General features: G+C 70.2%; 11 protein-coding genes. 2 read left to right on the forward strand and 9 right to left on the reverse strand.

The window, feature by feature from the left end; translation table 11 throughout:
• Position 1: 1 nt before the first annotated feature.
• Genes FV560_RS04460 through FV560_RS04470 form a run of 3 tightly spaced genes read right to left on the reverse strand, consistent with a single transcriptional unit; the run spans position 2 to position 5,324 of the window.
• On the reverse strand, positions 2–1,525 hold the full coding sequence (locus tag FV560_RS04460; protein WP_159619811.1) for a DUF5719 family protein: 1,524 nt from the start codon (positions 1,523–1,525) through the stop codon (positions 2–4).
• A complete protein-coding gene (locus tag FV560_RS04465) occupies positions 1,522–5,013 on the reverse strand; it encodes a glycosyltransferase (protein WP_159619813.1) in 3,492 nt (1,163 codons plus the stop codon). Before FV560_RS04465 ends, FV560_RS04460 begins: the two co-directional genes overlap by 4 nt.
• A gap of 26 nt (positions 5,014–5,039) precedes the next feature.
• On the reverse strand, positions 5,040–5,324 hold the full coding sequence (locus FV560_RS04470) for a WhiB family transcriptional regulator (RefSeq protein ID WP_159620243.1): 285 nt from the start codon (positions 5,322–5,324) through the stop codon (positions 5,040–5,042).
• A gap of 186 nt (positions 5,325–5,510) precedes the next feature.
• Here FV560_RS04470 and FV560_RS04475 point away from each other — a divergent pair, with 186 nt between their 5' ends.
• Positions 5,511–6,206: a TIGR03089 family protein gene (locus FV560_RS04475; protein ID WP_159619815.1), complete on the forward strand. Its 696-nt coding sequence runs from the start codon at positions 5,511–5,513 to the stop codon at positions 6,204–6,206.
• Between the two features lie 16 nt (positions 6,207–6,222).
• Here the strand turns inward: FV560_RS04475 and manA are convergent, their stop codons facing one another.
• Positions 6,223–7,395, reverse strand: a complete 1,173-nt coding sequence (gene manA, locus FV560_RS04480) for a mannose-6-phosphate isomerase, class I (protein WP_159619817.1) — start codon at positions 7,393–7,395, stop codon at positions 6,223–6,225.
• A 2-nt stretch (positions 7,396–7,397) separates the two neighbouring features.
• Positions 7,398–8,453: an NAD-dependent epimerase/dehydratase family protein gene (locus tag FV560_RS04485; protein WP_159619819.1), complete on the reverse strand. Its 1,056-nt coding sequence runs from the start codon at positions 8,451–8,453 to the stop codon at positions 7,398–7,400.
• Between the two features lie 136 nt (positions 8,454–8,589).
• Here FV560_RS04485 and FV560_RS04490 point away from each other — a divergent pair, with 136 nt between their 5' ends.
• Positions 8,590–9,366 carry a glycosyltransferase family 2 protein gene (locus FV560_RS04490; protein WP_159619821.1) on the forward strand — a complete coding sequence of 259 codons (777 nt, stop codon included), beginning with the start codon at positions 8,590–8,592 and terminating at the stop codon, positions 9,364–9,366.
• A gap of 34 nt (positions 9,367–9,400) precedes the next feature.
• On the opposite strand, the gene FV560_RS04495 is transcribed toward FV560_RS04490, so the two are convergent.
• From FV560_RS04495 to FV560_RS04510, 4 genes are all read right to left on the reverse strand, one after another.
• A complete protein-coding gene (locus tag FV560_RS04495; RefSeq protein ID WP_159619823.1) occupies positions 9,401–10,630 on the reverse strand; it encodes an amidohydrolase in 1,230 nt (409 codons plus the stop codon).
• Between the two features lie 35 nt (positions 10,631–10,665).
• Positions 10,666–11,967: a nucleotide sugar dehydrogenase gene (locus tag FV560_RS04500; RefSeq protein ID WP_159619838.1), complete on the reverse strand. Its 1,302-nt coding sequence runs from the start codon at positions 11,965–11,967 to the stop codon at positions 10,666–10,668.
• An 81-nt stretch (positions 11,968–12,048) separates the two neighbouring features.
• Positions 12,049–13,107, reverse strand: coding sequence for a glycosyltransferase family 2 protein (locus FV560_RS04505; protein ID WP_159619840.1), 1,059 nt, complete (start codon positions 13,105–13,107; stop codon positions 12,049–12,051).
• A gap of 46 nt (positions 13,108–13,153) precedes the next feature.
• Positions 13,154–14,257: a glycosyltransferase gene (locus tag FV560_RS04510; protein WP_159619842.1), complete on the reverse strand. Its 1,104-nt coding sequence runs from the start codon at positions 14,255–14,257 to the stop codon at positions 13,154–13,156.
• Between the last annotated feature and the right edge of the window lies 1 nt (position 14,258).

The following is a 14,258-nucleotide window of genomic DNA, read 5'->3' on the forward strand; positions in this document are numbered from 1 at the left end:
CTCAGTTCGTACCGACGTGGACCGTGACGCTCTGGTCGGAATGCGCATCGGGCGTCATCGGCAGCAAGCCCACCATCGTGCCCTGGTCCGTGGTAGCGCTCAGGGTGGCCGTCGCGAGCACCTGAGTACCGGAGATATCGACGGCGACCGCCCCGTTCACGTCCAGATCGCCCAGACCCGTGGTGCTGCCGGCGGGGATTCTGATCTCGACGGGGCCTGACCGTTGCCCGTCTGCGTCGACCGTGTGCACGGCGACCGTCTGATCCTCCGTGCCCGGGTTGGTCAGCGCGAGAGCCACCTCATCGACGAGCGCGCCGTTGGCGGGGAGCGCAAGGAGCCCGTGACCGGCGGGGTCGGTGGCGGGTAGCCAGGCTCGCTCGGCCAGGCTCTGATCAGGGTCCAGTTCGCTCGGACCGCCTTGCCTCACGATCAACGCACCACCGGTGACCGGCTGGTCGCTGGTGATCCGCAGCGCGGCCGTTCCCTCGTCGATACCGTCGAGTGCAATGTCGGCCACAGTGCCGGGCTCGATCACCAGAGCGTCAGTTCCGGAGAGAGTGCTCACCCCCTCGGCGAGTACGTCGATCGAGACCTCGGCCGGTTCCTCCCCCGGGTTCAACAGCCGGAGCACCGCCGTCCCGGCGTCCGCCAGCACCGGGATCGGACCCACATGCAACTCCGTACTCGGGTCCGCAGCCGCCGTGATCACGTCACTTCCCTGCGAGACCAGGCCGTCGAGGACGGTCTCCTGGATCGAGGCGGTGAATCGCCCGCCCTCGCTGCTGACGTGCACTCCGAGGCGCGGTTCCAGCGTCACGGCCTCCAGCAGCACGCTGCTGACACCTCCGGGTTCGAGGGCCAGCGTCACCGGCTCGACCGGACCGACACTCCCCCACGCCTGCACGGTCACGGTCGCGGCGGTCTCGCCCGGGTTGGTCAGCGTCAGCCGCGCACTGGAACCGAGCTCGGTCTGCCCTCCCACCAGCCAGGCCGAGGATGTCGGCACGATGCATGGCGCCGCAGTCAGCCCGCGTAGGTCACCGGTGTCAGTCCGGGAGAGGGATGCACCAGCGGCAAACGCTGTCTCCTGGGCAGATGGCTCGGCCTGCAGCTGTAGCGGCTCCGGGTCCTCGGTGGTCAGGAGGCGAAGCGAACCCACCGCCGGGATGGCGCTGCCGCCGGTGCCGATGCTCCCGCCCGTCGCTGGTTCGGGTTCGGCGCCGTCACGGCCGAGTACCACCCCAAGGTCGGCGAGCGTGGTCTCACCGGCGGTGTCGAACTGGTCGTCGTAGTCGAGGTCGCCGCCGTCGCCGGTGGGGAGCACGGGGGCAGGCGGGCAGACGAGTGTCAGGGGTGCTGCACCCACATCGATCTGCATGGGTTCGATGGCACCCGGCGATGCCGGAGGGCGCCAACTCGCAGCCAGGACGAGGCCGGCGGCGAGTGCCAGCACGAAGACGGCGGTGATCAGCCGGCCGATCCCGGAGAGGACGCGACGCAGGCGGGACACTGGTGAGCCGGTCATCCGTCCTCCCCTCGACGGCGACGGGTCGGCAGGGCGAGCAGGGCCGTGAGTCCGAAGACGGCGAGCGCCAGGATCTGCCACGGTAGGTGCCAGGTGGGCTGGTAGGCGACCACCAGCTCTCCACGAGCCCCATCCGGTATCGCGAAGGCCTGCCGCCAGTCGGACTCGATGGATCGCAACGGGGTTCCGCCGAGCCAGGCGCGCCAGGAGGGATCGGCGCGTTCGGCGAGGACCACTGCCCGGTCGGTGCCGTCGGCGCTGATCGGCCCACCGATCGAACCACCTATGGAGGGAACGTTGGCCACCAGGGTGCCGTCCCCGTCGAGGATTTGCGCACGGGCGATGTCGGCGTCAGTGGCCTCTTGCGAGGCACGCACCCGCCAGATCACGCCGGAGGTGTTCTCGGTCACCCGGTCCAGCCCGGCCACGGAGTCCAGCAGGGGAATGAGCCGGCCCCGGGCAGCCGTGTCGAGTGGCGCGCGGGTGACGTCCGACGTCGCCGGCACCACGATCACGGCGATCGCATGCTCGGCCAGCGTGCTGGCCGCTTCCGTGGCGGTGCCCTGCGTCAACTCAGCCACTACGGTCGCTACCTCGTGCGTGGCCGCGTCGCTCTCGCCTTCGAGTGCGGCCTGCCACCGTCGCAGGTCCGTCACAGTCGAGCTCTCGGTGAGCTGGGGGCCGCTACTGCGCCAGATCTGGGCATCGACCCCGTCGGCGGTGGGGGTCAGCGCGAGGACGCGGGCCTGCTGTGTCGAGCCCTGCAGTTCCTGAGCGAGTGCCGGCACCGGTGCGGCTCCCCTGCCGTGCACGAGCATGGTCTCGTTCTCGATCTGGCCGTCCCGTTCGGCGAGAACGCGTGCGCTGTGGGTCACGCCCGTGGTCACCAGAGCGAGCGTGATCACGACGGTGCCGACGGCGGCACTCACCTGCCGCCATCCGAAGCTGGCTCCCGAGAGAGCGCCACGCAGACCGTCCACACCGCACACCGCGGCGATCAGCAGGCCCGCCAAGGTCAGGGAGGTTCCTGGTCCCGCCCAACCGTGAACCTCGGCAATCTCACCCGAGGTGTTGCGGCCGAGCGCGACGGCGACTCGTACGGAGACCTCCGCCGTCACCACACCCACGCTCACCAGCAGCCATCCCAGGCGCACCGGGCGGGACCGGCCCGCACCGCGCAGCAGGGCCAGAAGGGCGACGACGGCCAGGACGCCCGTCGTCGCCATCGGCACGTAGGCAGCTACATCATTGGCCAGGAACGGAGCCGACGCCGGCTCCTGGGGCCACGCAAGCAGCCGGAGCCATGCTGGACCGGCGTCGCTGGCCAGGCCCGCACCGGGGTCGGCGAGCAACACGCGCCACGACTGCTCGTTCCCGAGGGCATGCACGCCGAGCGGCAGCATCAACGTCACGGCCGGGAGGAGAACGAGGACGAGCCGTCCCCGGCCCACAGGGAGCCGCCGGCGCCGCCCGAGCACCACCGCGAGCACGATCACTGCCAGTACACCGGCACCCAGCAGGACGGGGGCACCGGCGACCACCACGGCGAAACCGAGCCCGGCCGCGGCCGCGGCACCCAGGGAACCCGCCCGGGAGACCCGGGAGACGACAGTGGCGCTGGGTACCTCCTCCGAGGGCTCCGTGCGCGGGCGTTTCTCAGGCCGGCGCACCTCATCGGCATCGGTCTCGTCATCGCCGACCTCGGCCAGTGCCGCCAGGCGTGCCCGCTTCGCCTCCCGGGCACTGACCCCTCGGGCCGCCCGCGCGCGCGGCAGCCGCTGCGCTCCCACCATGCCGGAGATGATGACGTCGCGTCGGTCGAGTCCGAGCGAGCGGACCACGGCCAGCAGCACCAGCGGGAGCATCACGTGTGCCAGCACGGCACCGACCCGGCCGGCACCGATGCCGAGCAGCAGCGCCGGTCCGAGTGCCCAGGTCAGCGCGACCCACGCCCTGATCAGCACCGAGCGGCTCGCAGCACCGGCCGCGAACCAGGCGGCGAGAGCAGCCAGCGGGATCGCGAGCGCGAGCACGATCGAGACGCCTGTGTGCAGCGGGACTCCCCAGGCACCACCGGTCAGCAGGGAGACGACCGTCAGCACCATCAGCAACGGGTCCGGTGGTCCGCTCTGCCCGTCACCGGAGGCGATCCAGGCCGAGGTGGCGGCCTGCCAGGTGCCCGCCAGATCGGCATCGGCGGGTAGCAGGGCCCCGCCGACGAGGGGCCCGGCCAAGGTCGCGGGAACGACGGTCACAGCCGCGAGGGCGCCGCTGACCAGCAGCACGAATCCCAGCGTGAGACGCCGCCGTCGCGCGACGGCGGCCCGTTCGGCCATCTCCAGCTCGCTGGGTGTCCGGGCTGCACGGCGTGCGGCTGAACGCAGGAGCCGGCGATCTCGTCGCAGCCGCCAGACGTCCCGCCAGCTTGCTTGCAACGGACGCAGGCGTCGCCGCGGCAGTCGCCGGCTGCGCCGGGCACGGCGACGCGCCCGGGCGATCGCGGCGGGCCGCGCGAGCACGACCAGCGGCGCCACGAGCTCGTGGACGGTGAGCGTCAGCTCCTTGGTGCTGACACGCCACAGCGCCCGCACCAGCCCCGCGAGCACGGCGACGATCGCGAGCAGTGGGACGAGGATCGGCGGAGCGCTGCTCAGCCGGAGGTGCAGGGCTGCCACCCGGCGGGCACGAAAGGACCGGCGTGGGTCGGGCCGTCGATGACCATCCTCACGCAGGCCCCGATAGGACAAGCGGGCGTGCCGGACGACTGCGGCCGGGGCGACGACCACCCGATGCCCGGCGAGCCGGGCTCGCTGACAGAGATCTCGTCCGTCCTCGAACGGTCCGAGCGCCGGGTCCGGGCCGCCGAGGAGGTGCCACACCTCCGTGCGGATGAGCATGCCGGCCGTGCCGACGGCGAGCACGTCTTCCCTGCCATCGTGCTGGCCCTGGTCGATCTCGCGGTCCTCGATACCGGTGAACCTCAGCCCGCCAGGAGTGGCTCGCACGCCCACCGAGATGAGCCGGTCGGGCTGGTCCCAGTCGACCTGCTTGCAGCCGACCACCGAGATCGCGTTCGACGCTTCGATGGTGCGCAGGAGCTGTGCGGTCGCATCGGGAGCGGGGGCGGAGTCGTCGTGCAGCAGCCACAGCCAAGAATGCCGCTCAGCTTCCTCGGCCGGGCCGTCCTGTCCCCGATTCTCCTGAGCGGTCGCCTGCTCGGCGGCGCTCAATGCACGGCGCACCGCTGCGCCGAAGGTGAGAGCGCCCGGGACGGGGACGACCCGTACCTTCCGCCGGTCGAGGCCCGCCTCGGAGACAACGTCTTCCCAATCGCCGGCGGATGTGCCCGCCCCAGAACCGAGTGCGGCGATCAGGATGTCGTCGGCGGGCCGGGTCTGGGCGGCGAGCGCCGCCAAGGTGTGTGGAAGATGACGAGAGGCCACAGATGCGACGACGACCGCGCGCAGGCGGGTCTCGCTCGTGGTCATGAAGGCATCGCTGGGCTCTGGTGTGTTCAGATGGCGCGGCGCTTCAGCTTGCGCCGCTCCCGCTCGGAGAGTCCACCCCAGATGCCGAACCGTTCGTCATGGGCCAGGGCGTACTCCAAGCACTCGGCGCGCACCTCGCAGGACACGCACACACGCTTCGCCTCACGCGTCGATCCACCCTTCTCCGGGAAGAACGCCTCCGGGTCGGTCTGCGCGCACAAGGCACGCTCCTGCCACGAGAGCGCGCCTTCGTCTTCGAAGACCTCGCCGAGTGTGAAGGGACGCTCAGGCCGTGGCGCGGGCTGCGGCACACCGGAGGTGAGCGGCCCCTCGCCTAGGATGTTCCACACAGCTGCCCCAATCGTCCGACCTACAGTGTGCGGGGCTGCTGATCCCGCACTGACTGCTTGCCCTAAATTACACGCGTGTCATCCGTGGAAAGTCAAGCCCAGAAGTGATATCGAGCAAGATCCGTCCCAGGCGCGTATCCTGCCCCGGTGCCAGGAATCGCAACACTTCTCGACCGATGGACCAGCGAACCGGGCCGGCCTCGGCTGACGTGGTACGGACCCGGCGGGGAACGCGTGGAGCTGACCGGGAGGGTGCTCGCGAACTGGGTGGCGAAGGCCGCCAACCTGCTCACCGACGAGGCTGACCTCGAGGTTGGCGGAAGTGTCACCCTCGACCTGCCCGCCCACTGGCGGACCGCCGTCTGGGCGCTGGCTGCTTGGGCCTGCGGCGCCTCCGTCACACCTGCCGGCTCGCTCAGCACTGAGGCCGGTGGCGCGGACGTGCTGGTGACCACGGAAACATCGAGTGATCGCACAGCCGACGTCACGATCGTGATCGCCCTGCCGGCATTGGCGATGTCCGTCGAGGACGTCCCACCCGGCGCACTGGACGGCGCTGCCGAGCTGATGAGCCAGCCGGACGTGCTCATCCAGCCTGTTCCTCACACCGACGGGCCGGCTGCGGCCCTCCTGACCAGCGAGGGGACGCGGGATCTCCTGGTACCCACCGGCGGCGGGCGCGTGATGCTCGATGCTCGCGGAGCCGCCGTCGAGCAGATGCTCATCGGGGCGATGCACGCCTGGAGTGGGGGTGGCTCGGTGGTGCTCGTCGGCGATCCGGACGGCGACCTCGAGCGGATCGCTCAGCAGGAAGGGACCGACGGTCCGGCACCGACCACGTGAGCGCCGGCCGCGAGGCCTACGGCACCCCCGCCTGCACGAGCCGCCCTGTGCCGGTCAAGCGCACCGGCGTCTCGCCCGCACTGAGGAACAGTGCCTCTCCTTGGGTGAGTGTGTGCGCACCCGCCTGCGTCTCCACCGTGAGCGAGCCCTCCAGGCCCAGCAGAATGCGGGGACCGCGACCACGCAGCGTGCGACCGCTCTCCCGGTCCACGGTGGCGACCGAGAGCTCGAAATCGTCGACCGGGGCGTAGAACACCCCCGTGCCGTCTCCGTCCGTCTCGGCGGCGATACGGATGGGCGGGGCAGCCACGCAGTCGACCGTCGCGAGGAGTTCGTCCACGTCCACACGCTTGGCGGTCAGACCCGCGCGCAGCACGTTGTCCGAGTTCGCCATCAACTCCACACCGAAACCATGGAGATAGGAGTGCACGCAGTCGGCGGGGACGAACATCGCCTCTCCTGGCTGCAGGGTGACCGGGTTGAGGAGCAGCGCCGCCACCGCGCCGGGATCGCCAGGGTGCTGCTCGTCGAGCAGCCCCACGAGGCGATCGGCACGCGGTGACGGCGACCGGCCGGACTCCAGACGAACCCGGCACTCGCGAGCCAGGGCGCTGACCTCACTGCCGCAGGTGCCGCTGAGAACCCGCGCGAAGACGGCGTGCACGCCCGGTGCTCCCGGAGTGGAACGCAACAGCGTGGCCAGCTCGCGTGCCAGCGGCGCGTCGAGGCCGTCCAACAGCTCGGCCACCCGCCGAGGCGCACGGAACCCGCAGACGGCGTCGAACGTCGTCAGCGCGTAGACCAGCTCCGGCTTGTGGTTGGCGTCGGGGTAGTTGCGACGTTCGGCCGGAACCTCAAGGTCCTGCTCACGCTGGTAACCGGCCTTTGCCTGCTCCAGGTTGGGGTGCACCTGAAGGGAGAGCGGTCGCTGCGGGGCGATGAGCTTGAGCAGATACGGCAGGCGCAGCCCGAAGCGGGCGATGACATCGGCACCGAGGTGATGTTCGGGGTCGGAAGCCAGAAGTGTGGCCAGGTCTCCGCCGTCGGGAAGGGGGGTGGGAGCGCTCGGGTGGGCACCGAACCAGAGCTCGGCGACCGGTTCGCCGGTGGGCGCACTGTCGAGGAAGTCGGGGATCACGCGGGTCGAGCCCCACGGGTAGGCCCGGGATGCCGGGGTGAGGGGATGCACGGTCAGCGTGACACCTCAGCCGGGGGAAGGTGCACCACCGGCGTGGCGTCGTGGCCCTCCCGCCGGTACCAGTCGACCATCGCTTCGATACCTTCTGGAAGGCTCACCGACGGCACGAACCCCACCTCTCGGATGCGGTCGGCGGAGAAGGACGTCTCGGCGTCGGAGAGCTTGCGCACCCGGGCGGAGGTGATGGGCAGGTCCTTGCCCGTCACCCGGCCTACCACGTCGAACGGACGAGCAGCCAGAAGCACGGGAGCCAGCGGGAGCCGCAGCCGCGGTTCAGTGCGGTCGAGGGCCCGGTAGACCGCGGAGACGGTCTCCCGGGAGGTCATATCGGGTTTGTCGGCGTAGTTGTAGACCTCGTCGCTACCGGCCGGGAGCCGGGAGGGTGCGCTCCACAGGTAGGCGATCGCCTGCACCAGGTTGGCGACGAAGCACATGCTCTTGCGGTTGGTGCCGGGGCCGACGGGCAGGAATCGGCGGGTGTCGATCTGCCGGATGAGCTTGTAGAGGTTGGCGAAGTTGCGCGGGCCGAACACCACGGCCGGACGCACGATCAGAGCGCGGCGCTCCTGGCCTGCGGGTGCGTTGGCCTCCCACTCGCGGTAGACCGCCTCCGCGGCGAGCTTGGTGCGGCCGTAGTCGTTCACCGGGGTGGGGCGGGTGGCTTCGTCGGGCGGCTGCGGGTGCTCACCGTAGACGGCGACCGAGGAGTAGAAGCACAGGTTGGTGATGCCGTGGTGCTCCATCGCCGCCCGCACCGCCCTGGCGCCGCCGACGTTGACGGACTCGAAGGTGGCGGTGGCGATGCCGAAGTCGTGATGGGCGGCTGCGAGATTGAGGACGGCGGTGCAGCCGGTCATCGCCCGGGTGAGGGCGTCCACATCGCGCACGTCCCCGCAGATGGTCTCGTACCGGCCGGCGGGATCTGGGTGCAGGTCGAATCGCACGAGCTCGGCACCGAGACCGGTGAAGGCGTCCTCCAGGTGGGAGCCGACGAAGCCAGAACTCCCGATGACCAGGATCCGTGACCCCGGCCCGATCGTGTTCCCCACCCGTATCTCCTTCTGCCTGCCTGTGTTGCTTGGTTCGCCGCTGGTGCCCGCCGGCGATCGTCGTCACGCTACCGTGGCACCAGGCCCGCGCCGGTGAGGGCGGGCCGAGTCCCTGTCGATCGAGGAACGAGGTCCGATGCCACTGGTCTCGGTGATCATGCCGGTCTACGACGCGATCGAAACCGTCGAGGCATCGATCCGGTCCGTACAAGACCAGTCTCACACCGACTGGGAGTTGCTGATCACCGACGATGCCTCCACCGATGGCAGCTGGGAGTTGGTGCAGCAGCTCGCGGCCGAGGACGCGCGGATCAAGCCGGCGCGGGCGGAGGTCTCCGGTGGCGCCGCACGGGCGCGGAACGCGGCGATCGACCGGGCGCAGGGCTCCTACGTGGCCTTCCTCGATGCCGACGACCAGTGGCTACCGGGCAAGCTGGACCGGCAGCTCGCCTTCGCAGCCGGCAGCGATGCGCCGCTCACGTTCACCGCCTACTACAAGGTGGCGGCGGACTTCGACGGTGCCGCCCGGGACTTCGACCCCACCGACCGGGTGGTGCACGCACCGGCGCAGGTGGACTACCGGGCGATGCTGCAGCAGAACCACATCGGGTGCCTGACGGCGATGTACGACGTGCAGCAGCTGGGTCTGCGGCGGATGCCGGATCTGCGCAAGCGCCAGGACTACGGCCTGTGGCTGTCGATCCTGCGCGATGGTGACCACGCCCGCGGGTTGGACGAGCCGCTCGCGCTCTACCGCGAGGCACACCCAGGCTCACTCTCGGGTGGGAGCCGCCTGCGGCTGGTGCGCTACAACTGGCAGCTCTATCGCGAGGTGGAGGGCCTGTCGGTGCCTCGGTCGGTGTGGGCCCTGGGGCAGGTGACGGTGCGGTCGACGCTGAAGCGTCGCGTGTGAGCGCGGGAGTTGCGGAGACGGCGTCCGGACGGGGCTAGCCCCGGAAGCGCTCGGCCCGCTCCACCACTCGGGGCCCGTCCTCTCCGGGCACGAGCACCGGGGTGCCGCCGATGATGACCTGCTCCACGCGCGAGTCGAGGTCGAGCGGGTCGCCTGACCAGAGCACGACGTCGCCGTCGCGGCCGGCCTCGAGCGCTCCGACTCGATCGTCGAGGCCGAGGATGGTGGCCGGGTTGCGGGTGAGCGCGGCCAGTGCGGTCTCCCGTGGGAGGCCCTCCTTCACAGCGAAGGTGGCCTGGTGCACGAGGAAGTTGATCGGGACCACGGGGTGGTCGGTGGTGATCGCCACCTGCACCCCGGCCCGGTCGAGGGCCACAAGGTTGGCGATGTCACGCTCGCGCACCTCCACCTTGACCCGGGAGGTGAACATCGGCCCGTAGATCACCGGGATCTGCTTCTCCGCGAGCACGTCGGCAATCTTGTGCCCCTCGGTGCCGTGGTTGATCACGAGCCGGTAGCCGAACTCCTCCGCGATGCGAATGGCGGTGGTGATGTCATCGTGCCGGTGGCAGTGCTGGTCCCAGGCGAGCGTGCCCTCGAGCACATCGGCGAGGGTCTCCTTCGTCAGGTCCCGGGAGAACGGCTTTCCATCCGCGGCTGCTGCGTCTCGATCGGCGGCGTAGTTGCGGGCAGCCACGAACGCCTCCCGCAGCACTGCGGCGACGCCGAGCCGGGTGGAGGGTGTGGTCTTCTTCTCTCCGTAGACCCGCTTGGGGTTCTCCCCGAGGGCTGACTTTACGGACACGTCCGCGGCGAGCACCTGCTCGTCGACCGTGCGGCCGCCCCATGTCTTGATGGCGACCGTACGCCCGCCGATGGGATTGCCGGAGCCGGGCTTGACCACCGCCGTGGTCACTCCTCCGTGCAGGGCATCCCGGAACCCGATCTCTTCGATGTCGATGCCGTCGATGGCGCGGAACCGCCCGCCGTTGGGGTCAGTCATCTCGTTGGTGTCGTTGCCCGACCACCCCTCGCCGTCTTCGTGCACGCCGAGGTGGGCGTGTGCCTCGACGAATCCGGGCAGCACCCACGAGCCGGTGGCGTCGATCACGCGCGCACCGGCAGGTACCGGCGTCTCGGACCCACCGACGGCGGAGATCACCCCGTCGGTGACGACCACGGTGCCGTTGTCGATGGCGGGGCCGGTCACCGGGACGACGTGGCCGCCGGTGATGGCGAGGACAGAGGGTGCGTTGCTCGTCATCAACCCAGGCTACGTCCGGCTCTGGATAGTGGAGGTCAGTTCGGTGCGCCGACTCCGACGGTGAGGTGCTGGACACCAGACCAGGTGTGACTGCTGGTGATGCGGCGTCCGTCCACGATCACCTGCAGACCAGGAAGGTCTTGCGGGCTCAGGTTGGCGTAGTCGCGGTGGTCGGCCTGCACGATCGCCGCATCAACGGACTCGCCCAGGTGGTAGGGCGTGAACCCGTACCCGGCCAGCTCTTCGTCGGCGTACATCGGATCGTGCACGAGCACCTCGGCACCCGCCTCACGCAGCGCTTCGACTGTGGGGAACACCCCGGAAAACGCGGTCTCCTTCACCCCACCCCGGTAAGACGCACCGAGCACGACGACCCGCTTCCCCTCGAGACCACCCAGGGCACCGGCGGCGAGACCGACCGTGTAGGAGGGCATCTGCATATTCGCCTGCCGTGCGGTGCGCACCACCGTGGCCTCGGGATCGGTCCACAGGTACAGGCGCGGGTAGACCGGGATGCAGTGGCCGCCCACCGCGATGCCCGGCCGGTGGATGTGGGAGTACGGCTGGGAGTTCGAGGCATCGATCACCTGGTGCACATCGATCCCGTTCGCGGCAGCGAAACGGCCGAACTCGTTCGCCAAGGCGATGTTGACATCGCGGTACGTGGTCTCGGCGAGCTTGGCCATCTCGGCCGCCTCGGCGCTACCGAGGTCCCAGACGCCGTTGGCGCGCTCGAGGTCGGGGCGGTCGTCGAAGGTGAGTACCGCCTCGTAGAACTCCCGGGCACGTGCCGCACCCGCCTCGGAGAGCCCGCCGATGAGCTTGGGGTACTTGCGCAGGTCAGCGAACACGCGACCGGTCAGCACCCGTTCCGGGGAGAACACCAGATGGAAACCCTCCCCCTCTCGAAGTCCGGAGATCTCCTCAATCATCGGCTTCCAGCGACTGCGGGTGGTCCCCACGGGCAGCGTGGTCTCGTAGGAGACCAGCGTGCCCGGAGTGAGGTGCTCGGCCAGCGACCGAGTCGCCGAGTCCATCCAACCGAAGTCCGGCTCCCAGGTGGCGTCATCGACGAACAACGGAACCACCACCACCACGGCATCGCTACCGGGAACCGCGTCGCCGTAATCGCTCGTGGCACGAAGCCTGCCCGCCGGGACCAGTTCGGCCAGCCGCTCAGCGAGCTCAGCCTCACCTGGGAACGGTTCAGTACCCGCGTTGACAAGGTCGACCACGCGTTCGGAGATGTCGACACCCACCACATCGTGCCCAGCAGCTGCGAACTGGACAGCAAGCGGGAGGCCAATCTTTCCGAGGCCGACGACGGTGATCTGCATAGCTCTCCTTGCACGCGCTGTCTGGCGAGTGGGTCGGCCCGCCGAGTTGATCACGATAGTAGCCAGTAGCTCGCCGACGAGTCAGCGCGCCAGCAGCGATGCCCCCATCACCCGCACCGGCGCCTCCCGCGCCAGCACCTGCGCCAAGTCACGGGTGAGCACCGTCCGGAGCCGTCCGTGCTTACGCCTGGCAACAGCCAGCGCCAGCATCCGGTTGGTTGCCGAGTCTGCGTCCAGGATGGCATCGAGCAGGTCGCGATCGGCGAGCGAGAGCACTGACTCCGCGCCCGGTGCTGCGCGCAGCAACCTGGTCGCGGCCTTCGCGAGCGAGGCCCGCTCCTTCGCGGTCCAGAAGTCGGGATCCTGCCGGTTCCACACTGCTCCGAAGAGGTGGATGCGCAGGTATTTCACCACCGCGGAGCGGCGCTGCTCGAGGGTCAGCCGCTCGAACCAGCTCGCCTTGACGATCGTGCGCAGGAACCGCAGCTCGACGGCGATCGGTCGCGGCGCGTACGTCACCCGGTCTTGGGCGTCCTCGCCGATCACGTAGGCCGGACCGGAGCGGTCGTAGGCGATCGTGCCCTGGAACCACAGCCGGGTCACGAACCCCACGTCTCCCCCGACCGGGGCTCCCTCCTCGAGCCGCAACCCGAGGCGTTCGATCGCCTCCTTCGAGACGATCCCCAGTGGCGCGCTGCGGTAGCAGAGCCGGTCCGCCACGCCGTCGAGGTTCTTGCGCCGCAACGGTCTCGTGGGCGGTGTCGGCACGATCAGCCGGTCGTCGCCGCGCTCCAGCCGGGTGATCACGGCATCGGCACCCGTGCGTTTGGCTAGCCAGTACCAGGAGGAGACCGCTCCTGGGGAGAGGACGTCGTCGGAGCCCATGATCGAGACGAACTCACCGGTCGCGGCGGCGATACCCGCGTTGAACGGCCCGGACGCGCTCCGGTGAGCATCCTTGTGCTCGAGGAAGACCACCTGCTCCCGATGCGCTTGGTCCAGCAGCGGGCGGATCTCGCCGGCGGAGATGTTGTGGCAGACGACCGTCAGCCGGGTCCCCTCCCCGTTGTGGTCGAGTACCGAGCGCACGGCGCGGGCGATGGGGCGCTGCGTGGAGTGGACCGCGATGACGACGTCCACGCCGGGTTTGATCGGATCCGGCGGTTCGTGTTGCGGCGGAGGTTCCTCAGCGGAGGGCACGCTGGTAGGCCTCGAGGTAACCGTCGGTGACCTGGTCGGCGGAGAACCGATCGGCCACGGTGGCAGCCACGTCGCTGGCGTTCAGGTGCAGTGTCCGGTGCTCGACGTCGATCACGGCGTCAGCGTACGCGCCGGCGTCCTGCTCGTGCACGAGCGACCCGACCCGCGCGTCGATGTACTCCCCCTGCCCACCGGTGGCCCCGACCACGACGGGCCGGCCCTCGACCAGCGCCTCGGCCGCGGAGACGCAGAAGTTGTCCGCCCGGGTGGGCAGGAAGAACAGGTCGGCGTCGGCGAGGGCTGAACGGACGCCGTCGGAATCCTGAGACCCAGGCAACCGGACCAGGTGCTCGACGCCGCGCTTGCTCGCCCGGCGGGCCACCTTCTCGCGCAGCGGGCCGTCGCCGACCCAGGTCAGGCGGGCCGGGTGGCCGCGCCGCTGCAGTTCGGCCACGGTGTCCACCGCGAGCAGCGGGTCTTTGCGCTCCACCAGGCCCCCGACGGCGACCAGTCGGGTGGGCGTGCGCGGTCGCATTGGCCTTGACTCAAGGTGGGCAGGTGAGGGCACGATGCACGGCACCACCGTGGTGGACTTGGTGCCCCGGCGAGCCCGGATCGGGGTGGCGAGGTAGTCGCAGACGGCCGTGACGACGTCGGGGCGCCGGATCAGCGGCCACAGCAGCGGCAACGCAGCCCGCCACAGCAGCGGCAGCGTGCCCGGGGTGGTCAGGCCCGACCAGTGCTCGGTGTGCACCCACGGTGCCTTCGGGCGCCACCACGCCAACGGCAGCAGGGCCGGGAAAGCCATGGTGTGCACGACGTCAGCACCCGCGACGGCGGAGCGCAGCGCCCGCCCCGCCTGCAGGACCGACAACGGCGAGCGGGGGTTCATGGGGATGCGACGCACACGGATACCCTCATGCTCGACGGAAGTTGCGCCGTCGTGCTGGGCCTCGGGGATGAGGTGCACCACCTCGACCCGGGCGACCTCCGGACGCGCGGCCAGGGCGGCCACGTCCCGGGCGACGAACGTGCCCATGGTGGGGGCGCCGTCGGTGGGGAACCAGGGGGTGACGGCGAGAACCTTCATG

This window comes from Ruania rhizosphaerae, from assembly GCF_009805705.1.
Lineage (GTDB): Bacteria > Actinomycetota > Actinomycetes > Actinomycetales > Beutenbergiaceae > Ruania > Ruania rhizosphaerae.